This window comes from Virgibacillus sp. Bac330 (assembly GCF_003667845.1).
Classification (GTDB): domain Bacteria; phylum Bacillota; class Bacilli; order Bacillales; family Amphibacillaceae; genus Virgibacillus; species Virgibacillus chiguensis.
Genome location: NZ_CP033048.1, coordinates 3,489,390 through 3,509,451 on the forward strand (window position 1 = coordinate 3,489,390; position 20,062 = coordinate 3,509,451).

General features: G+C 35.7%; 22 protein-coding genes. 3 read left to right on the forward strand and 19 right to left on the reverse strand.

Going from position 1 to position 20,062, the window contains the following annotated elements; all coding sequences use genetic code 11:
* Positions 1-106 precede the first annotated feature (106 nt).
* From D9780_RS16225 to D9780_RS16260, 8 genes are all read right to left on the reverse strand, one after another.
* Positions 107-709, reverse strand: coding sequence for a response regulator transcription factor (locus tag D9780_RS16225; RefSeq protein WP_121640809.1), 603 nt, complete (start codon positions 707-709; stop codon positions 107-109).
* Positions 702-1,844: a sensor histidine kinase gene (locus D9780_RS16230; RefSeq protein ID WP_121640810.1), complete on the reverse strand. Its 1,143-nt coding sequence runs from the start codon at positions 1,842-1,844 to the stop codon at positions 702-704. Before D9780_RS16230 ends, D9780_RS16225 begins: the two co-directional genes overlap by 8 nt.
* Positions 1,845-1,849: 5 nt before the next feature.
* On the reverse strand, positions 1,850-2,593 hold the full coding sequence (locus D9780_RS16235; protein WP_121640811.1) for an ABC transporter permease: 744 nt from the start codon (positions 2,591-2,593) through the stop codon (positions 1,850-1,852).
* A gap of 1 nt (position 2,594) precedes the next feature.
* On the reverse strand, positions 2,595-3,488 hold the full coding sequence (locus D9780_RS16240) for an ABC transporter ATP-binding protein (RefSeq protein WP_121640812.1): 894 nt from the start codon (positions 3,486-3,488) through the stop codon (positions 2,595-2,597).
* A gap of 309 nt (positions 3,489-3,797) precedes the next feature.
* A complete protein-coding gene (locus D9780_RS16245) occupies positions 3,798-4,727 on the reverse strand; it encodes an ABC transporter permease (RefSeq protein WP_121640813.1) in 930 nt (309 codons plus the stop codon).
* Positions 4,717-5,610 (reverse strand): ABC transporter ATP-binding protein, encoded by an 894-nt coding sequence (locus tag D9780_RS16250; protein ID WP_162985908.1) that lies wholly within the window; start codon positions 5,608-5,610, stop codon positions 4,717-4,719. The genes D9780_RS16245 and D9780_RS16250 overlap by 11 nt, the downstream gene beginning before the upstream one ends.
* Positions 5,611-6,927: 1,317 nt before the next feature.
* Complete coding sequence (locus tag D9780_RS16255; protein ID WP_121640815.1) at positions 6,928-7,761, reverse strand: 3D domain-containing protein; 834 nt, start codon at positions 7,759-7,761, stop codon at positions 6,928-6,930.
* Between the two features lie 562 nt (positions 7,762-8,323).
* Positions 8,324-9,250 carry a DUF1002 domain-containing protein gene (locus D9780_RS16260; protein ID WP_073006870.1) on the reverse strand — a complete coding sequence of 309 codons (927 nt, stop codon included), beginning with the start codon at positions 9,248-9,250 and terminating at the stop codon, positions 8,324-8,326.
* 287 nt (positions 9,251-9,537) lie between these two features.
* On the opposite strand from D9780_RS16260, the gene D9780_RS16265 reads away from it, so the two are divergent.
* The 3 genes from D9780_RS16265 (at position 9,538) to D9780_RS16275 (ending at position 12,704) form a co-directional block, all read left to right on the forward strand.
* Positions 9,538-10,749 carry an MFS transporter gene (locus D9780_RS16265; RefSeq protein ID WP_121640816.1) on the forward strand — a complete coding sequence of 404 codons (1,212 nt, stop codon included), beginning with the start codon at positions 9,538-9,540 and terminating at the stop codon, positions 10,747-10,749.
* A gap of 270 nt (positions 10,750-11,019) precedes the next feature.
* Positions 11,020-12,381: an MATE family efflux transporter gene (locus D9780_RS16270; protein ID WP_121640817.1), complete on the forward strand. Its 1,362-nt coding sequence runs from the start codon at positions 11,020-11,022 to the stop codon at positions 12,379-12,381.
* Positions 12,382-12,458: 77 nt separating this feature from the next.
* Positions 12,459-12,704, forward strand: coding sequence for a YuzB family protein (locus D9780_RS16275; protein WP_073006865.1), 246 nt, complete (start codon positions 12,459-12,461; stop codon positions 12,702-12,704).
* A 170-nt stretch (positions 12,705-12,874) separates the two neighbouring features.
* On the opposite strand, the gene D9780_RS16280 is transcribed toward D9780_RS16275, so the two are convergent.
* The 11 genes from D9780_RS16280 to D9780_RS16330 form a co-directional block, all read right to left on the reverse strand.
* Positions 12,875-13,255 carry a RidA family protein gene (locus D9780_RS16280; RefSeq protein ID WP_116277543.1) on the reverse strand — a complete coding sequence of 127 codons (381 nt, stop codon included), beginning with the start codon at positions 13,253-13,255 and terminating at the stop codon, positions 12,875-12,877.
* Between the two features lie 39 nt (positions 13,256-13,294).
* Positions 13,295-13,903 carry a lysozyme family protein gene (locus D9780_RS16285; RefSeq protein WP_240458712.1) on the reverse strand — a complete coding sequence of 203 codons (609 nt, stop codon included), beginning with the start codon at positions 13,901-13,903 and terminating at the stop codon, positions 13,295-13,297.
* Positions 13,904-13,924: 21 nt separating this feature from the next.
* Positions 13,925-14,347, reverse strand: a complete 423-nt coding sequence (locus D9780_RS16290; protein WP_073006861.1) for a hypothetical protein — start codon at positions 14,345-14,347, stop codon at positions 13,925-13,927.
* Between the two features lie 108 nt (positions 14,348-14,455).
* Positions 14,456-14,725, reverse strand: a complete 270-nt coding sequence (locus D9780_RS16295; RefSeq protein WP_240458713.1) for a D-arabinono-1,4-lactone oxidase — start codon at positions 14,723-14,725, stop codon at positions 14,456-14,458.
* A gap of 69 nt (positions 14,726-14,794) precedes the next feature.
* On the reverse strand, positions 14,795-14,929 hold the full coding sequence (locus D9780_RS21515; protein ID WP_256359876.1) for a hypothetical protein: 135 nt from the start codon (positions 14,927-14,929) through the stop codon (positions 14,795-14,797).
* A 79-nt stretch (positions 14,930-15,008) separates the two neighbouring features.
* Positions 15,009-15,218, reverse strand: coding sequence for a hypothetical protein (locus D9780_RS16305; RefSeq protein WP_162985909.1), 210 nt, complete (start codon positions 15,216-15,218; stop codon positions 15,009-15,011).
* A 171-nt stretch (positions 15,219-15,389) separates the two neighbouring features.
* Positions 15,390-15,821, reverse strand: coding sequence for an IS200/IS605 family transposase (tnpA, locus tag D9780_RS16310; protein ID WP_121640821.1), 432 nt, complete (start codon positions 15,819-15,821; stop codon positions 15,390-15,392).
* A 72-nt stretch (positions 15,822-15,893) separates the two neighbouring features.
* Positions 15,894-16,541, reverse strand: a complete 648-nt coding sequence (locus D9780_RS16315) for a hypothetical protein (RefSeq protein WP_121640822.1) — start codon at positions 16,539-16,541, stop codon at positions 15,894-15,896.
* Between the two features lie 30 nt (positions 16,542-16,571).
* Positions 16,572-17,357, reverse strand: a complete 786-nt coding sequence (locus D9780_RS16320) for an ABC transporter permease (RefSeq protein ID WP_116277540.1) — start codon at positions 17,355-17,357, stop codon at positions 16,572-16,574.
* On the reverse strand, positions 17,341-18,078 hold the full coding sequence (locus tag D9780_RS16325; protein ID WP_116277539.1) for an ATP-binding cassette domain-containing protein: 738 nt from the start codon (positions 18,076-18,078) through the stop codon (positions 17,341-17,343). Before D9780_RS16325 ends, D9780_RS16320 begins: the two co-directional genes overlap by 17 nt.
* A gap of 72 nt (positions 18,079-18,150) precedes the next feature.
* Positions 18,151-19,956 (reverse strand): DUF1611 domain-containing protein, encoded by a 1,806-nt coding sequence (locus D9780_RS16330; protein WP_121640823.1) that lies wholly within the window; start codon positions 19,954-19,956, stop codon positions 18,151-18,153.
* Positions 19,957-20,062 lie beyond the last annotated feature (106 nt).

Here is a 20,062-nt window from a genome sequence, read left to right on the forward strand (position 1 = left end):
CGAGAAATGAATAATTAAAGTAAATGGTTCAGCTTACAACCCTTTAAAAATATCTTTTTTAAAAAGAAAAACGTCGTTTATTATGTTTAAGCTGGAAATACGCCGCTCAAATCCACCCCTTATTTCGAGCGATATCAACCGCTTCTAAACGATTTTTCGCTTCTAATTTTTGCATGATTTCAGACAAATAGTTACGAATCGTACCATAAGACAAATATAAAATATGTGTTAACTCTTTGGTCGTTTTTCCTTCCGCTACTAGTCGCAAAATTTCTTGTTCTCGATCACTTAAAGGGTTAGGATCGCACATGTAGTCGACCATGAGTTCTTGACTATACACTTTTTCACCATGCACTACTTTACGAATAGCTGCTGTTAGTTCTTCAATAGAACGATCCTTTAATAAATAACCATCTACGCCAGCTTTGACCGCTTTTTCAAAATAACCTGGTTTTGCAAATGTTGTTAAGACAATGATCCGTGGGCGTTGCTTTAGTTTATTTAACAACCTCGCTACCTCTAAACCACTTTTCCCTGGCATTTCAATATCCAACAAACAAACATCTGGTTGCTTTTCTTGGATAAGTGTCCATACCTCATCGCCATTCACTGCTTGGCCGATTACCTCCATATCCGCTTCTAAATTCAATAAAGAACCGATTGCACCTAACAACATTTTTTGATCTTCTGCTATTACAATTTTAAGCATGGATTTCCCCTTCTTTCTCTGGTTTTTCCACCTTGGGAACTTTCATTTCTACCGTTGTTCCGCTATTCTTACTTACAGATAGCGAGCCATCTACTAAGGCTAGTCTTTCTTTCATCCCTACAAGCCCATTCCCTTCCACGCTCTGATTATCTATACCAATGCCGTTATCTTTCACTTGTATAATGATCGCTTGCTCTTCTTCTCGACAGAGCAACCAACATTTACTCGCTCGACTATGCTTAACAACGTTTGTTACTGCTTCTTTCAAACAAAGACTAAGCATATGCTCTGTGAGGGATGAATCAACATGCATTTGAAATGGAAAATTTATCTTTACGTTCATATTTGCTGCTTTTAATAGCTGCTCCGCTTGCACTACTTCTTCGGCTAACGTTTTCGTTTTCATATCCGTTACCAATTCTCGAACTTGATCGAGCGCTGATCTAGATGTGGTTTCAATTTCGCTCACTTCCTCTATGGCACGTTTAGCATCCTTCGTAATTAATCGTTCCACTAATTGGCTTTTTAATGTGATCAGTGACAGCGTATGGCCAAGCGTATCATGAAGGTCTTGCGCAATTCGTGTTCTTTCTTCTCGTTTAACCAACTCCTTGATTTTTGCATTTGCTTCATCTAACTCTTTTTCCAATTCCATATTTTTATTCATAGACCGAATTCCAAAAGGAGAAACTAAAATAACAATTAAAAATGGAATCATATAAAACTGCTCCTTCGAAAAGTCACCTGTAAATATCACGTGATACAAAATAGGAAGTGACAACGTTCCCATTAAAGCAAACCAAGCTGCTTGAAATTGTTTTTTATCCGCATACCAACCAATAAAATTAGCCGTGAAAAACCCAAGATATAGGAAATTATAATCGTAAACCATGCTCTGGTAACCAATGATGATCATTTGCAGACCAAGCCAAAAAGCAAATCGGCCCGTCCCTTCTTCATGATAAAGTTGACGGTAACTAATTAAAAACAGCAGTAAAAGCAAGTAACCAACTACTTGCTTTATTCCGTCTTCTTTCATAAGTAACGTTGCAGGTATGAATAAATAAATGAGAAATATATAAGGGAAAAATCCATACCTTTTTGGAAATAGTTCCCATTTGGTTTGTGCCGTCATATATATTACAGCCCTTCTTGCTTCCGTCTTATATAAACTGATAATACCATAAACAAACATAAAAACACGATAAGCATAAATATATTATTCCACGCTGGACTATTTCCACGAATAATTTCCCATGGTCCATTCGCATAATGATAAGAAGGTAACCATGTAGCAATATCTTGGAGAAGCGTAGGCATTGCATTTAGGGGCATCCACATGCCACCCAGTAATGCCAGTCCTAAAAATAAAATATTGCTTACGCCACTTGCTGTTTCCACTTTATTCATTGTCCCAACAAGAGTACCTAAAGCTAAAAAAACGAGAGAACCGAATAAAATCCATACACCACTAAGCACCCATTGCATAGCCGTTAGCGACACATCGTTAAGGAGGGCACCTGCAAAAAATATAACCACGATGGATAAAATATGAATAACACTTTGCCCTATCATTTGGCTAATGATATAGACATATTCGGGTAATGGGGTTACTCTTAGAAACGTGATAAACCCTTGCTGTTTATCTTGCACAAGACGAATGCCTACGGTCATCACACTAGAGCCCATCACACTAAAAGCAGCCATCGACATTAAATAATGCGCTTCCCATAATGCTTGATCTGCAGCATTGTCATTAAATGTAAACACCTTCGTAAAAATAATATAAAAACAAACTGGTATAAGGAGCGACCAAAGTACATAATATGGGTTGCGAATGGCACGTTTTACTTCCGCAATACATGAATATAGTATTTTATTCATTTTATCTGCTCCCTTGTACTAAAGTTTCAAATACATCATCCATACTGCCTTTATCTATTCGCAGATCATAGGCATTTGAAAAATGCTGCATAATATAGGAAATTAACGCATCGGTATTTTTTGTTTCTAAATAAATTCGTTCTTCTCGTTCTTCTATTGCTAACACATCTGGCATATCAAGCTTTGCTCGATTTAATTTTCCATTTAAACGAAAAGAGACATATTGCCTCGATAATTGATGCTTTATCTCTTCGGTAGCTCCATCAGCAATTTTCTGTCCTTCATGTAGCAAAATAATTCGCTTTGCCGTATCATCTGCTTCCTGAAGATAATGTGTAGAGAATAGGATTGTTTTTCCTCGTTCCGCCAATTGATGAATCGTTTTCCAAAATTTCGCTCTCGAAGTCGTATCCATCCCTGCTGTCGGTTCATCTAAAACGATGAAGTCTGGATCTCCTGCTAAACAAACAGCAAAGTTCACTCTTCTTCGTTGCCCTCCAGAAAGCTTTTCTACTTTTGCCGTCAAATCTGCATCAGCTAACCCAGTTAGCGCAATCATCTCAGAAAGTGCTAAAGGGTTTGGATAATAGGAGCGAAATAATTGCAACATTTCTTTCGTTTTTAAGCCATCCATCATTCTTACTTCTTGTAACATCACACCAATTCGCTCCCGAACGTGCATACTTTGTGGAGGTTGCTGAAAAACTTGCACCTTTCCTTTTGTCGGCTTTAATAAACCTAAAACAAGCGAAAGTGTTGTCGTCTTCCCCGCGCCGTTTGGGCCTAGCATAGCAACGACTTCCCCTTTAGCGATAGAAAACGATACATTGCGTACCGCTTCTTTCTGCTTAAATGTTTTACTTAACTTGTGTGCATAAACAATCGTGTCTTCCATGAAATACCTCCTCGTATAGTATGTTTAGGCATTACTTTTTCGCCTTCTCAATCTGACTAATTCATCAGAATTGTATCTGCTAGCGCATCCGTTACTTTCCACTGGAGGCGGACGCCTTCCTCAGGGCTGCTTGAGCCTCTTTGCTCCCAAAAAACGAGCGTTGCGGTATCAAAAGACTCCATGCTATTCCCGCTGGAGTCACCGCCCTCCGTTCCAAGTAACTTGTTTGAAAATCATGAATGAGTAAAGACCTTCAATAAAAGGTCAAATATCTTGGACGTTCCGTGATGTTCTTAAATGTTTTTTAGATTAATGTCCATACTTTGAATGCTTGTTCCTAAACAGACGAACTAATTCGAATAACGATAATTTCTCTCTAACGTAAAAAGCATAACGATATATATTTACAACTCCTTTAAACAAAACCAGGAAATAACCAATCGAAACAAGTATTGCTATATAGGCAAATGGTGAAAATCCGTTTAACAGTACATAAAGTAAAATAAATATAGGCGATGCAATAGGTATAAAACTCATCCATGAAGCGATCGTTTGCCAAAGTTCCATGTTGTCTTTAGGGAGAAAAACAAACAAACCAAACAACAAAAAGTAAGGCGTCAATACCATTAAGGAAACCGGAAATGCATCGACCGCCTGTTTTGCTTTAATGGAAATGCCAAGCGCTAATAAACTGGAAGTAAATAGCATAACTAAAACAACGAAGATACAACCTACAATAAAACCGACTACTTCCCAATCAAGTATCGCTATGATAGGTTGAATCAAAGCTTCATAAACACTTACTGCGTACGGATTAAAAACAGAAAAAATACCACTGGCGATACATATAGCAGTGAAAGCACTTAACATCGTAACAAACATTAATGTAAAAGAAGTGAGCAACTTACCTACTAGATAATGGGATTCACTAACACTTGTGTTAATAATTTCTGTTACTTTACTATCGCGGTCATCAATGACGCTTTGCATCATAATGGACACGGTAGAAAACAAGAAGAAGATGACGACGAGAATAATAACGTGAACCGCACCTAATGCCTTCGTGGCGTTCGCTATGCTTGTGACATCGATAGTAGGGAAATCGGGCTTAAAAATGACAATATACAATGCAGCAATACAAGCTATAATAAGATAAAACAAAAATCCAAATACGAGCGACTTATTAATAATTAGGGTCTTTATTGACAAATACGTGTAAGCTACATACTTATTGTTCAACCTTTTGCACCTCTCTGTTCACCCGTTTAAAAATAGCTTCCAGGCTCATCGGTTCTATAGTAAACCATTCGTTTTGTTCTAGCGGTATTTGATTAACAATCGCATTTACATCGCTTTTCTGCTTCAATTCAATAACATAGGTTCCGTTATCTGCTGTAAATGGATAACCGAGTTCTATAAGCATGTCTTTTTGCAAGCATGGGTTTTTAATCGTGCACAGATATCCGTAGCGACCGCGAATCGCTTCTATACATTCTTGGAAAACTACCTCCCCTTGCTTTAACAATAAAATGCGATCTGTCAATTGCTCCATACCTTTTATTAAATGGCTTGAGTACAAAATCGTACTCCCTTGCTGTTTCATATACGTCATTGCATCGGTGAAGCGCTCTACATGCAGGGGATCTAATCCACTAAACGGTTCATCCAAAATAAGTAACTTCGGTTGATGAAGCACTGCAGTAATAAATTGCACTTTTTGCTGGTTGCCTTTTGATAAATTCGCTACAAGTTGGTGCTTATCATGTTGTAATTCAAAGTAATCGAGCCAAAAATGAATTTGAGGAACGAGCACTTGCTTCTTTTTCCCTTTTAGATACCCAAAAGCGAGTAACTGGGAATATACATCTGTTTTAGCATAGAGACCCCTTTCTTCTGGCAAATAGCCAACATCATTTTTTAAATGGAAGGGCGATTCGTGAACGACGATTTCTCCTTCATTTGGTTGATACATAGATAGTAATAATTTAAACAAGGTTGTTTTACCAGCTCCGTTATGACCAATTACGCCAAGCACTTCATTTTCCTTGATATTCATCGTGACGTCTTGCAATGCTCGTTTGTCTCCAAATGATTTAGAGATCGATTTTGCTTCTAGAAACATATTCCTCTCCCCTTGCATACACTTATTTTTAGAAAAACGTAACTTATCGCTAAGCTTTTATGGAAAAATGTGACCATCTTTTGTTTAAAGAACCATAGATATGGGAATAGGTTTACAAACGACTTGTTCTTTTTTTAGTCTACGGTATCCATAGAAAAATAAGTAGTATGCGTTGTCATTAATGCAACATGACAATTGTCACAACGATCGTTTACCGTTAAAAATCTGCATCATGCATTGTCTCTTTAAATCAAAAATAAAACTACCACAGTCACAAACACTGCTGTAGAACAAAAATAAAAAGCATTGAAATTAAGCTAAGTACGAAGACTATAACGGTGGAAATATATCAACGCTAAATAAAGCCAGCGCCTTTAGACGCTGACCGATAATTTACAATTATAAAAGTTGTTTAAATCACCCGTTGGACGGGAGTCATCCTTTATTTTTTTGCTATAATTATAACAATTATTATCAATAGCAACCCCATTAATGGATATATAAAGTATGATATAGACTGACCTTGATTAAAAAAAATTGTGTTGATACTCAATATAATAACTGATAAGGAGATAACTACTAATAACATCTTTAAAAACTTCATCATTTTTCATCCCATTCTAATGAAATCATTGTGATTTTATCCAATAAGGATACATTTTTTTGGAAAATGGATTTCTTAAAACTTTAATTTTCACTCCTTTTCCTTTTGCATTATTATAACTTAAAACGGAGGTTACTTTACATCCGTACACTCGACATAATATGTCAAAGTTACTTTATCATATACAAATAACTAATAAAGGTCTAGTAAGACTATTTAATATTACCATTATTTATGAATATCTAACAATTACAACTTTTCTTTTACAACCTCTTTATTAAATAATCTTAAACCCATACAGTAATAAGTTAAACAGTATACACAGCATTCTTTATGTTTAATTGGAAAACAACAGGTAAAATAGGAGTTTGCGTTATTTGTTGATGAAGTGTTTCAAAAAATTCAACTTATCACTTATAGCCGATTTTTACGCAGATATGAACAAAGGCTCGGGGCGCCCAGTTAGCAACGTAGCGAGTGGAGCGAATTAACTGAGAAAAAGAAATCACGGTGAGGAACGAACCGATGATGACTTAGCTTAGGACAATGGAGTGAAGTGGCCTAGTTGCTGGGCGCTAGAGCCGGACATGGTTAAATAACTTAGTAAGTTTATCCAGCTGAAAAATTTTGTAATTCCTTAGACCACAAAAAAATCGAGCAAGATGAACATCTCACTCGATTTAGCATTGGAATATTTATGTGTTAGAAATCTATTATTCTACAACTGTTACATTAACTGTTCTGACGCCCCAATTCATAGCATCGCCTTTATTTGGGACATGTACGTCAATTTTATTTCCTTTAATAGCACCACCAGTATCAGCAGCAGTTGCATAGCCATAGCCTTCTACATACACTTTGGAGCCTAATGGAATGACATTAGGATCAACCGCAATGACTTTTGCATTCGGATTATTATTTAAATTAACACCTGTTGCTGTTACACCAGAGCATCCATCACAACTTGCTGTATAAGCAGTTGCTGTTACAGAAAATGATTGACCTTGAGGCCTTTCCTGCTTTGTTTGCTCAGGCGCCTTTTGGCTCGTTGCTGGTTTAGAAGAAGCTGGTGTTGCTTGCTCCTCTTTTGCAGGTGCTTTCGTTTTTGTAACTGGTTGCTGTTCTTTTTGTGTTTGTTTTGGTTGTGCTTGAGGTTCTTCTTTTGCTGGCTTGTCATTGGAAACTGTTACGCCTTCTAACGTTAAATTCTGACCAACGACAATTAAATCGGAATCAAGATTATTCCATTCCTTAATATCTTCTACAGATACACCGTACTTATGACCGATCCCGCTTAGTGTATCTCCTTGTTGAATTTTATATTTCATTTTTGCTTGTTTATTTATAATAAGTGTTTGTTTTGGTTGAATGGTAGTCGTTTTTAATTCATTTACATCAACTAACTGTTCTACAGTTGTGTTGTATTCATTTGCAATATTCCAAAGGTTATCTCCTTGTTTCACGTCGTACTCTTCTGCTGATACTGTAGTAGCAGCAGTGCCAGCAATAATCATACCAGTAGCGAATGAAGCCACAATCTTTTTCATTCGTTTTCCCTCCTTAAATATCTGACATAGCCTATCCTAACACATGGGCTATAGCCGTGCAGTTACAGTACGTTTAAAAGTCCATTACAAGGATTACCGAAATAGGGTTGTTTTATTACAGTTGTAATGAATTTGATATAAAAGTACTATCAATCTACTATATTGTATTACGATAGTCATAGAAGCACACCTATGTAATATAACTTTTACAGCGTGAAGATAGTCAAAATCTATGAATGCCATAAACAATATGTCATTTTTTTGTACTTAAAACCACAAGCAAAACACACGCAGATAGGCAAATATCAGGGTCCGGGCTATACTTTAATGAATGAGAAAAAACCAGTTCCTCACCAGTCCATATGGGTGAAAACCATGTCGTTTCCCATATACTATAAGCTTAAAATTTTATCGTATTAGAAATACTTGGCTTAGCGCATATTCTTCGCAAATGCCTTTATTTTTCTTATACTATAAACCAAAAAAATCTTATACTTTCTTATAGCACAAAAAAGCATACCCTTATGCATAAAGGTATGCTTGCCAATCTAATATATTCCTACTAACTAAATAACCCTTTAAAGAAGTTACTAATTGCTTCGAAAAGTTCACGGAAGAAGTTCCCGACCTTTTCCCAAAAACCTTCATCTAACCCAAGTTCATCTGCTTTATCTTTAATGGCAGATGTAATATCGTCTAATTGGTTTTTTACTTGGTCAAAATTAATGTTTAGGTCACGCATCTTATCAATTAAATCAATTAATAATTGACGGTCTTTATCACTTAACGTTATTTCCAATTTATCCATTTGCTCTTGAACAATTTGCTCCACTTCTTCTTTCGTTGCCGGGTTTTGTTCAGCAATTGTTTTTTTAATATCTGTAAGTAATTGACTAACTTTTTCCTGATTCATGCCTTCCTTATTCGCTAACTGTGTGGCTACGTCAAGCTCATCATTCGCTAACTCCATACGTTCTTTATCAAGCTGTTCTCCTTCAACGTCATACGCTTTGTAAATTCCTGTCAAAGCAGAGTGCCCACTCACCTTTACAGGAGAAGCAACGTCCACTGTCGCATTCTCGACGCCTGCAGTTAACAATGCATTTGCATACATTTCTTTGGTTACTTCTGTAATATTATCAGGAGTGACAATATTAATGGTTAGACCGTTTCCAGCTTCCTGACGCGTAATTTTTGCACTAGAATACATATTTGAATTCGGACTGCCATTAATATATTTTACTGCGTCTTGTCCAGACACATCATATTCATCCACTTGATCTTGGTCTTTAACATTTAATAAATTCTTCACTTCTGCTCGCTGGTTGTCAGAGAGTTGCGCTCCATATACGACGATAGGTGGACCTAATTTTTCATTAATACTACTCGTATCACTTGCTCCACTGTCAGCAGAAACAGATAGGTTCGTCCCAAGCATGAACACTGCGATTAGTGTAATGATGAGAAGTTTACTTATTTTTTTGGTCATCATTTCATTTCTCCCTTTATTTGTTCTTGCTATAGTTTATGTCTTCTATGAACTAAATATTATTATACCTGTTTTGCAAAAGAATGAATATCTTTTTACTACATTTACTACCACAGACCTATATACCTTCAACATCTACAATGGAACATATCACCATTCTATAGTGAGCAGATTCCTTTTCATTTCTCTGTATTTGCGATAATATTTAGGGTGACGAAATATTTAACGGAAAGAAGGGTATTGCCATCATTGACAATCATCCTATAATAAAACGGAACTTAGCAATCATGTGGTTTGCTAATTTTTTTGTGGCTGGAAGTATGACAATGGTAATCCCATTTATTTCTTTGTACATTGACTCCATGGGAAACTTCTCTGACGCTTATGTCCAGAATTGGTCAGGCTGGACCTTTGCGATCACCTTTGTCACCGCGTTTATCTTTTCGCCAATTTGGGGAAGGATTGGTGATAAATACGGACGGAAAAAGTTGCTTATCTTCTCTGCAACAGGAATGGGGCTATCTATATTTTTAATGGGTTTCGCTACTTCTGTATGGCAACTATTCTTACTCCGCCTATTGATGGGCGTCGCTACAGGTTTTATTCCTATGTCCCAAGCATTTATTTCCACGCAGACGCCAAAGCACATCGCTGGAAAAGTACTTGGAACACTACAAACTGGTAGCATTACAGGAACATTAATGGGTCCCCTTTTAGGAGGATCACTTGCTGATGCATTTGGCTATGCTAATACATTTAAATGGGTATCCATCACTATTTTCTTTTCGGCCGTCATTGTGTTCTTTGGCGTGAAAGAAATAAAAGCAAATTTCGCTGATGGGGAAAGAGACGAAAAATCATATACAAGAAAGCAAGTCCTTCAGCATATCGTTTCTCGCCCAGTCTTACTCATTGTCATGCTAATCTCAGCTTTAATTCAAATCGCTCACTTTAGCGTACAACCAATCCTTTCCTTGTTTGTTCAAGAAATTCACGGGCCAGCAAGTATTGCTTTTTTCTCTGGAGTAGCATTCTCTGCGGCTGGACTTGGTAATCTACTCATGTCAAGAAGGCTTGGCAGACTAGGGGACAAAATTGGTTATATTAAAGTGCTCATCGCATTATTATTTATGGCCGGAATTGTTTATCTACCTGGAGCTTGGGTAACCAATATATGGCAACTCGTAATTTTACGCTTTTTACTTGGTATTGCCATAGGTGGAATTATCCCTGTACGTATCGCCTATATTAGACAAACTGCCCCGCTATCCATGCAAGGAGAAGTGCTCGGCTACAATACGAGCCTACGCTTTTTAGGCAATATTATCGGTCCAGCGTTAGGCGGCGTAATTGCTGGATTTTTCGGGTTTTCTGCAGTATTTCTGTTCACGAGCATACTGCTATTAGTTAGCGGAGGTATCATGCTCTATTTTTGGTATAAACACGAATACGCTTCTAAACATCCACAAGCTCACTCCTTATTTGCGAAAAGAGGGTAACCGAGAACAATGAGTTCTCGGTTTTTTACTCTATAAAAAAGGATAAAATCTTAGGGCTTATCGTAAAAGACATCGTTTTTCGCCATAAAGATTGGACGATTAAGCTAAAATTTTCTACTATTTGAAAATGAATTTTTTCCATTTAAAAGTCTTACCATTCTTTTTAAGCAGGAGTTTTTGACAATCACGCAAACAAGGCTTCTTCTTGCTTCCATTTCCTCCTAAAAGGAGATAAACTAACTCTATGATTGATTAGAAAGTTGGGATCCCATGGCTTCAGAAAAAGTGAAAAGGCTCACATTGTTTGGGTTAACATGGCCGATATTTATTGAAATTTTTCTACATATGTTAATGGGAAATGCAGATACATTAATGTTAAGTCAGTATTCCGACAAGGCCGTTGCAGCTGTTGGTGTCTCTAACCAAGTGCTGTCGGTAGTCATTGTCATGTTTGGCTTTGTAGCCCAAGGAGCAGCCATTCTAATTGCGCAAAATCTAGGGGCTAGTAATAACCAACAAGCTGGAGAGATTTCTGTTTTATCTATTAATCTAAACCTGTTATTCTCTCTATTTTTAAGCGTCGTGTTATTTTTCGGTGCACAATATATTCTTCACTTCATGGATCTCCCTCAAGAAATCATGAGCGAGGCATCCGGATACATGCAAATTGTGGGCGGGCTTATCTTTATACAAGCATTAATTATGACGCTAGGTGCTATTTTACGTAGCTACGGATATACGAAAGATACGATGAATGTCACCATCGGCATGAATATATTGAATGTCGTTGGAAATTATTTTGTCATTTTTGGACCATTCGGATTTCCTGTTTTAGGAGTAGAAGGGGTTGCCTACTCTACTGCGATTAGCCGTTTTTTAGGTGTTATTGTTCTATTTTACTTATTTTTAAAAAGAAACCAAGGGGAAATTCAAGTAGCATACTTTTTCCGTTTTCCGAAAAGCTATGTAAAACGATTATTACAAATTGGCATTCCATCTGCAGGTGAACAAATCTCTTATAACGCCAGCCAAATGGTAATTACTTATTTTGTAGCCCAGCTTGGCACAATTGCAATAACGACGAAGGTTTATGCGCAAAATATTATGATGTTTATTTTCTTATTTTCCATCGCTATTGGTCAAGGCACACAAATTTTAGTTGGACATTTAGTTGGCGCAGGAGACATAGAAGCAGCATATAAGCGTGTCATGAAAAGCCTAAAAATATCCATTGTTATTTCCTTATCAATGGCTACGGTTGTATATTTTTACTCCAGTCCGTTACTAGGGATTTTTACAGATGATACGACGATATTGGAAACAGGGGCAGGATTATTGCTAATGACAGTTGTACTGGAACCTGGAAGAGCATTTAATTTAATCATGATCAGCTCTTTACGAGCAGCTGGCGATGTAAAGTTTCCAGTTTATATTGGCGTTGCTGTGATGTGGGGCATTGGTGTTACTTTTGCATGGTTCTTCGCTATTTATTTAAATTTGGGTCTTATTGGTATTTGGATTTCCTTTATTGCTGATGAATGGATGCGAGGACTATTTATGTTAAGACGTTGGCGAAACCGTAATTGGGTATCCATGAGTTTTGTAAAATCAGAAACGAAATCACATCATTGATTTCTTCGTGAATCTATGCTACAACTAACAAAGCACCTCCTTATGAGGAAATTAAAATAAGAAAGAAAGTGATAGCAATGGGTATTGTCGTAGTCGAAGTCTGTGACGGAAATGCAATCACTTCTATCCATATAGAGGAAATCTTAGAAAAAGAATTTCCTGAAGTAGCTGTACTCATGAATGATTGTCTATCTTTTTGCGGATTATGCAGAGTAAAACCATATGCACTCGTTAACAATCGACGCATTTTCGGAAACACACCAGAAGAGTGCTTAGAGAAAATAAGAACGGCCATTAAAGAAGAGCTAGCTGTATATGAATAACAGCTAGCTCTTCTTTATTCTGCAAAGCTAAACTCCATAAAAACTTGGCTTATCGCCAAAACTTCATGGCAAGGTCCATCGTCTTGCTAACACTCTCCGTCCTAATAGTTACTCTTTCCCATAGTTAAAAAGAAGTCAAATTGTTATATGTATGTTTTCAGCGTTCACTTTTACGCTTTTAGATGGATAATAACATCCATTTCAACGAGCGCGTCTTTTGGTAATTTGCCCACTTCCATTGTTGATCTTGCCGGATATGGCTCTTGTAAATAGTCTCCATATATTTCATTGACGGTAGCAAAATTTTGCATTGATTGTAAATAAATGCAAAATTTAACTGCTTTAGCTAAATCTGTTCCCGCCTCTTGTAAAATAGCTTGAATATTTTCTAAAACTTGTTTTGTCTGCTCATGAATCCCTTCTGCCATCTCCCCTGTTTCTGGATTTATACCAATTTGCCCAGATACATAAAGGAAATCACCTGCTACAATAGCCTGTGAGTATGGACCTAACGCAGCGGGTGCCTTTTCTGTATGAATTGCTTTATTCATTTGAATCTCCTCCTTCATTTCATCATACCATAGAAAAATTTACTCTTGCTTTATTTTATCTTTATATGCCATCACAGATTTAACATAATAAATATCGCCATAGCAAGCATCAAGTTCTTGCGCCCCGTCACGTAAACAGCGGTATTTCTCTTTGTCAGGATCTGCTGCATACATTTTTTGCGAAAATTGAATGGCTGCTTCTTGCGAAAAGTCATCCCCTTGCTCGCGAATATAATCGACGAATCCTTTTCCAAAATTGTACGATTGGATAGCCGTTAATACATCGCCACCTGCTGCTTTCAATGTTTGTGAAAAATAATAGACTCCTTGCTTAATAGATACTTCCGGATCTTGAATACATCCACGTTCTCCGCAATAACTTTCTGATGATTGCATTGGATCATCCCCTTGCCCGCTAGACTCTTGCATCATCATAGCGAGAAGCGTATCAACATGCTCTTCCACTTCATACTTTTTAGCATACTTTACTACTAAAGGGCGGTAATCTAAAACTTGTTCACTAATTATCGGACCTACCTGTGAATCAGGTTGTGTTAACATAAAACGTTGAAAGAACAATGATATACCGATAAATAAAAGGAATAAGCCGACTCCTACAAACACCGTTCGTTTAACTGCTTTTGACAATCTCCTGTTGTTCATCATCATCTAGTCCTTTACTATCTTTGTTATTAGGAAGCCTGTCACCCATCCAAATACTACGTGCCCGATAACCCAAAGCAAAAACGAGGTTCCGTCAAGTAAGTCTGGTGTACGTTCAGAAAAGCTTGTCGTTACATAAATCACAGCACCTATGAAACTACTAAGCAACATATAGGTGAACAGGTTTTGTTGGTGCCCAATCTGTGTTAAGGCTACATAGATCACTGGTACTAGAATTACCGAAACAATCATATGCAGCATAAATTCACCAAATTCATTTAACGGCAAGTCTTTTAGTATTGGGATATAATCGACGTTGAGCAATAAAGTGTACACACGTTTGGATGTCATCTGCTCCGTTAGCTTTAAAAAAACACCTAGAACGACACCAGAGATACACCCAATCCATATTAATTTTATTTGTCTCATTGCTTAAACCCCTTGGAAATTATGTTCCACCCTTATTTCTCATTTGTTTTGCTGGCCAATTTTAATTGCGCTAGATAAATATTCTATCTATTATTCTAAAACAAAATTCTATGATGTGAAAGTCACACTGTTTTGCAGCCTCTCCACATTACCTTTATTACTTATTGCGAACAACGTTTCAAAGTAGGCATTTAAAAACAGCCCTGTCGGATCTAGTTGCTTGCGTAGCCGTGAAAACGCCTCCAGTTTAGGATATAGTCTCTGTAATTGATCCATATTCATATTGTGCATTTTTCCCCAATGTGGTCTTGCCTCGTACACCTGTAAAACAGAATCCATATCTTGAAAATACTTTTCATACGGCATTCCACGATACATATGGATAGCAATATAAGCGGAATCCCTCTCGTATGCCGTACTTAGCCATAAATCTTCTTTAACATCTCCTTATTTTGTGTCAAAATTTAATGGTTCATCATGCACGCCAAGTTGAGGCAAGGAACCTGACCAACTCCTTTGTCCGCTTTCTTTCCAGGCATCATAACGCGCTTTCCATGCTATTCGCTTGTCTTTTAGGGTCATCGCATAACCTCCTAATTTATTTTCTAAGAAGATTATCACATAGATGCCCTGTGATTGTTATGTGTATTTTATTTTACGCTTACAAAAGATTAACTTCCATTGTTTCTACCGTATTTATTTTTTGTATAATAATATCTAAGTCTCTTTCACTTTTGGTACACGAATAATTTAGTAAGTGTAATCTTAGCGTAAAATAATTATCTTTAAGACCCTCATATTCTTGATTGAATTCTTCATTTAAATAAACCACGCTTCTTGCATTCTCAACAAATAAAATTCTTGTAGCCAATACCCCTCCTGTTAACAGCCCTACAGCCATTTCAAATATAATTTTACTGCTTAAACGACCACCTGCTAAAGCAGGTGGATTTAGACATAAATGTCGACGACTAAAGTCGTTTCCCAGGCTAAAGTCCTGCTCAAAGGCCTTAGCTAAAGCATCCTCAAAGCTAGACTAAACTCATTCTTCTATCCTGAATATTTCGTCCTTACCTTCATTGAATTGATTTGCTATATAATTTCTTATTATTTCTTCCGTTACCGTTCCTACGGTGGCACAAAAATATCCTCTTGCCCACAAGTGCTGCCCCCAATATTTCTTTTTAAGTTCTGGAAACTCATCCTGCAATAATCTCGATGATCTTCCTTTTAGATACTGCAATATTTTACTTGGAGCAATACTTGGAGGACAAGATAATAATAAATGAATGTGGTCTTTCCCAACACTTCCTTGCAATATGGTAATTCCTCTGGCTTCACAACCTTGTCTTATCAAATCACGCACTCTCACCGCTATATGCCCGCCCAAAACCTTATATCTATACTTTGTCACCCATATGACATGATACTTGATATCATACACAGTATGACTATTTTTTCTATATCCTTCCATACTTTCACCTCTTCACTTAGTATGGACAAAAAAGATAAGGCTAAAAGCGGATACCGTCTAAAGACGGTGGAGTTAGACCACGCATTTGTAAGTTAAATCCCCTGAATTTAACTTTGTCTTTAGTTGTTGAAACGGATTTTCTTCATTTTTATCATTTTTATAATTTTTCAAAGAGCAAGCTATACTATGTAGCTTATAGTCATTTTCATGTAAAATTAAATGATCACATTGTAAAGTGTAAATTTCGCATTCGTTCAGTATTGTTTCAGTTAAAAGAAAATCCCCTTCATAACTAGATATAGGAATGGTAGGGATATACGCATCGCATATATAATATTCTCCCTTAATACCAGTGTATATATTTATAAAATGGTTGGTTAGAGTTGTAGGAGTTTTTTTATACGTATCTGAATAGGTTAGATGTCTACTACTTATATTCAGTATTATCATGTGCTCATCTTTTATTAAAGTATCTAGTTTATTAATATCCATTTCTTTAACTCTTTTTAATTTCATTCCCATTTTTTTAATATCCTCTACGAGTAGCTCTTCTATTGGCGTAGCTAAACTATCAGTAGTATTGCAAAAATATGTTGTCAACATGCTTTCATTGCAATATAAGTCCGCTTCTGAGATTTGATGCCCTGCTTTATTTAAATGATCAATAATACAGCTTCCTAAACAATTAGCCTTTATGTTTCTTTTCTCCTCAGTTCTCAAAATTTAATTCACACCTTCTTAAAAATGATACTAATACGTGTCAAAAGTTCCATTAATTCTTTCATTCCTTAACATGACATTAAAAATGATAACTCCTACAATTAACCACCCTATATTAACTAATAAATACCCGCTAATATAACCCAAAGAAATTGGTTCATCTAAATATATCAAGCGTGAAATATCAGTTCCAATTGGGAATGGTAATAAGTTAATGATCTTATTATCTAAAGGAATGACAGAATTCGAAGCAAATAGTAAGACACCTTGAATAATCATGAGAAATTGACCAATGCTTTTTTCCTTTAGCGTAAGTCCTCCAAACATTAATCCAATGCCAAACATTCCTAACATACTTGGTAATACTACTATAAATGAAGACATTATATTCAATATGTCATTGAACGACAAATCTAAATAAAAATAAGAAACCACTAATACAATCCCCAGGATAGCTACACCAGTTAATAAGTTTATTATCACATTCACAAACATTAAGATTATAGGCGAAATTTTACTTTGGAGTCTTAGTTCTAATGTTCCTATGGCATAAGAGTTACTGACCAATGAAGAACTAAACCCTAAGGCACTTATACTTAACTGCCAAAATATTACCCCAATTAGCACTAACACCCTCCCGTCAACGCCGGTAGCATCATAAGATGAAACAAATCCTCCCCCTGAACCAAAAAACACAGCTATTACATATATGGAGAAAAAAATTAGAAAGTCACTAATTATCCCCACTTTATATCTAAATGCTGATTTTATCCCTAAGAGCGCTTCTACTTTTAATGCATTATAAACCTCCTTCATATAATGACTCCTCCTTCAACCTGTAGTATTCTTCTTCCAATTGTTTCGTATTATAAGTAGTAGAGAAGGAGCTTTTTATTGTTCCATCAAAAATAAAATAATAATTATTAACAATTCCACTTAAAAAATTTACATCATGAGAAGATATAAAAATGGATGTATTCAACGTTTCAAACACTTCAGTTAATATGGCTTGTAGCTCAATAGAAGAATCCATATCTAACCCTAATGATGGTTCATCTAACAACAAAAGTCTTTTTCCTGTTGAAATAGCACAAAGTAACTGAGCCTTTTTCTTTTGTCCAGTTGATAATTGTTCCACTCTTTTATTTAATAGATTTGTTATTTTTAGCCTTTTTGAAAACAAAGATACATTTTTTTTGATCTCTGTCGGAGAAGCACCTTTAATAATCCCATAATACATAGAGTTATCGTATACAGAGTTCTTATAAAATAATCCTCTCTCTCCCGCAGGTATATAAGCTACATTAGCTTTCGCCCATTTGTCGTATTCTAGAGAAGTATTTTCACATTCTAATCTCCCTTGATTTGGGAAGTATAAGCCACTTATCAACTTCATGGTAGTCGTTTTACCAGATCCATTTGGGCCAATAAAGCCATACATTTTAGAAGGGCTAATAGATATCTCCATATTCAAACCATGAATTATTTGTGTTTTACCAATTCTTTTTCCAGCGTTTATTAATGAAATATTAGACATTATTTATAAAACTCCCTGCCTTATGGTTTAAAAGCGATCTAACCTATTAAATAAAAAGTATAAATCCTATCCCTATTGTAATGAAAAAAAATCAATACAACTTTCGACTAAATTATTATTATCTTTCCCATTAATATAGATAGGTAGATCAAAATATTGGTGCATATTTTTCTTAATTTCATTTAAAGTATCCATATCTAATTGTTCATAATTATTAGGGCTTATATTCCATTCCATATTGTAACGAAGAGGATATACACTTAAAGCAATGACAGTAGTTTGCATATAATTTTCCAAATACCCAATTGTCCTAGCAATGTATTCAAATTCATCCTCCGGATTAACACATAGAACAGCTGCATCTGGTTCAGAAGCTAAAAGAACTGGAATTGGAGCGATCGGATAAAAACCTAAATTCCCAAAACTGTATGGAACAGTTTGGGACTGCGTTCCTATCAGTATTATTTCCTTTTCCCTTAAGTTTGAAAGAATTTTATTTACGTGAAAAATCTGTTCATTTAGAGATAAGTTTATATAAGAATCGTACCCATTCGGAAAAGCGACTTCCATTCCAAATAAGTGGGAACTAGGTTCAGTCCCTAGTTGCCCTACTTTATACCCTTTGTTAAGCAGTTCTCTTCTTAATGATAATTGTAGATTAAATTTACCCTGGTGTGGTGAAGTTCCAACTATTGCCAAAACGGGATTTGGCATTTTATACAAACTCCCAAATGTGTTCATGTTAACATCAGATTTACAAGGATAAGGTGAAAATACAAAATTATCTATACAGTTTATATCCACATCTTCTCTTTGAATAATATTATCAAATGAATATAGATTCTTTTTGTGCTTTTTGGCTTCATTTATAAAAAAATCTATGTAACTATGATTTAACATTTTATTAAGCGTATTTGTGTGACCGAGTATTATAGTATCAAAATCATCGTCCCAATTAATTTTAGAAATAGATTTAACTTGCTTCTCTAATACACTAAACCCATAAATGAAATCATCCACATCTCGACCAACATTTCTACTTAATGGGTGATCAAAAACATCTCTTATTTCAAAATTCAATAAATCAATATTCGCTAATAATGAATGCATTTCCTTGCTTATAGGGAATAAGATTGCTTTTTTTATGTTCTTAATCTTTTGTGAGATTAATTCATTAGTTTCAACAGATTTATCCGTATAACTGATTATTTCAGTTGCCTCTTCTTTTAAATAATCCCAAACACTAGTGTGTTTTGAAGTTTCAACATTTAAGTACTTTGCTATAAAACTTGTTATATATGGTGCAGTAAAACTTGAGCCTGACACAACTTTTTTCTCATCATTTATCCATGGCAGGAAGTGATTACCTGCATAGCCTAGGATATTTATAGGTGAGTTTTCTACATAAATAAAGTCATTCACATTCGATCTATATGTGTCCCAGTACACTCCTATCACGTTAGGGAGTGCAGCAGGATAGGATACAACACCTTGATTATCAAAAGCAGAAACTATAAATATACCTTTTAAGTATAATTTATTGCAAATACGTTCTAATTTTTTTAAATGGACAACCATGTTAATACCATTACTGATATGAACAATATCTACATCTAAATGATTATCTATAAAAAGCAATGCCTCTATTAAATCATTTTCAGTAGGATGTCCCCCCTCATCGAATAGCTTCATTGAATATATTATTGTTGATTGAGGTGAATTCGTAAGTAATATATGCGCTATTGATGTACCATGTCCGATATTATCTTTGCTAGATTTAATAGACGGCATACGATATGCGTCCACAATTCTTCCTTTGTTTTTTTTCGATAAAGATTTACTAATACCACTATCTATTAAAGCTATTTTAATTTTCATCAATCCTTACTTATTTTAAGTATTTATTCAACTCACAGTACCCGCCATTTAGTATAATGTAAGTACTGTGAGTTAAAATTTTAGTTACTTATTACCACGACTTTGA

Excerpts from the sequence above, each read along its gene's own strand:
- D9780_RS16225 (WP_121640809.1), bottom strand. The coding sequence starts at position 709 with ATGCTTAAAATTGTAATAGCAGAAGATCAAAAAATGTTGTTAGGTGCA.
- D9780_RS16230 (WP_121640810.1), bottom strand. The coding sequence starts at position 1,844 with ATGACGGCACAAACCAAATGGGAACTATTTCCAAAAAGGTATGGATTT.
- D9780_RS16235 (WP_121640811.1), bottom strand. The coding sequence starts at position 2,593 with ATGAATAAAATACTATATTCATGTATTGCGGAAGTAAAACGTGCCATT.
- D9780_RS16240 (WP_121640812.1), bottom strand. The coding sequence starts at position 3,488 with ATGGAAGACACGATTGTTTATGCACACAAGTTAAGTAAAACATTTAAG.
- D9780_RS16250 (WP_162985908.1), bottom strand. The coding sequence starts at position 5,610 with ATGTTTCTAGAAGCAAAATCGATCTCTAAATCATTTGGAGACAAACGA.
- D9780_RS16255 (WP_121640815.1), bottom strand. The coding sequence starts at position 7,761 with ATGAAAAAGATTGTGGCTTCATTCGCTACTGGTATGATTATTGCTGGC.
- D9780_RS16260 (WP_073006870.1), bottom strand. The coding sequence starts at position 9,250 with ATGACCAAAAAAATAAGTAAACTTCTCATCATTACACTAATCGCAGTG.
- D9780_RS16265 (WP_121640816.1), top strand. The coding sequence starts at position 9,538 with ATGTGGTTTGCTAATTTTTTTGTGGCTGGAAGTATGACAATGGTAATC.
- D9780_RS16270 (WP_121640817.1), top strand. The coding sequence starts at position 11,020 with ATGGCTTCAGAAAAAGTGAAAAGGCTCACATTGTTTGGGTTAACATGG.
- D9780_RS16275 (WP_073006865.1), top strand. The coding sequence starts at position 12,459 with ATGGGTATTGTCGTAGTCGAAGTCTGTGACGGAAATGCAATCACTTCT.
- D9780_RS16280 (WP_116277543.1), bottom strand. The coding sequence starts at position 13,255 with ATGAATAAAGCAATTCATACAGAAAAGGCACCCGCTGCGTTAGGTCCA.
- D9780_RS16290 (WP_073006861.1), bottom strand. The coding sequence starts at position 14,347 with ATGAGACAAATAAAATTAATATGGATTGGGTGTATCTCTGGTGTCGTT.
- D9780_RS16295 (WP_240458713.1), bottom strand. The coding sequence starts at position 14,725 with ATGTATCGTGGAATGCCGTATGAAAAGTATTTTCAAGATATGGATTCT.
- D9780_RS21515 (WP_256359876.1), bottom strand. The coding sequence starts at position 14,929 with ATGACCCTAAAAGACAAGCGAATAGCATGGAAAGCGCGTTATGATGCC.
- tnpA (WP_121640821.1), bottom strand. The coding sequence starts at position 15,821 with ATGGAAGGATATAGAAAAAATAGTCATACTGTGTATGATATCAAGTAT.
- D9780_RS16320 (WP_116277540.1), bottom strand. The coding sequence starts at position 17,357 with ATGAAGGAGGTTTATAATGCATTAAAAGTAGAAGCGCTCTTAGGGATA.
- D9780_RS16325 (WP_116277539.1), bottom strand. The coding sequence starts at position 18,078 with ATGTCTAATATTTCATTAATAAACGCTGGAAAAAGAATTGGTAAAACA.
- D9780_RS16330 (WP_121640823.1), bottom strand. The coding sequence starts at position 19,956 with ATGAAAATTAAAATAGCTTTAATAGATAGTGGTATTAGTAAATCTTTA.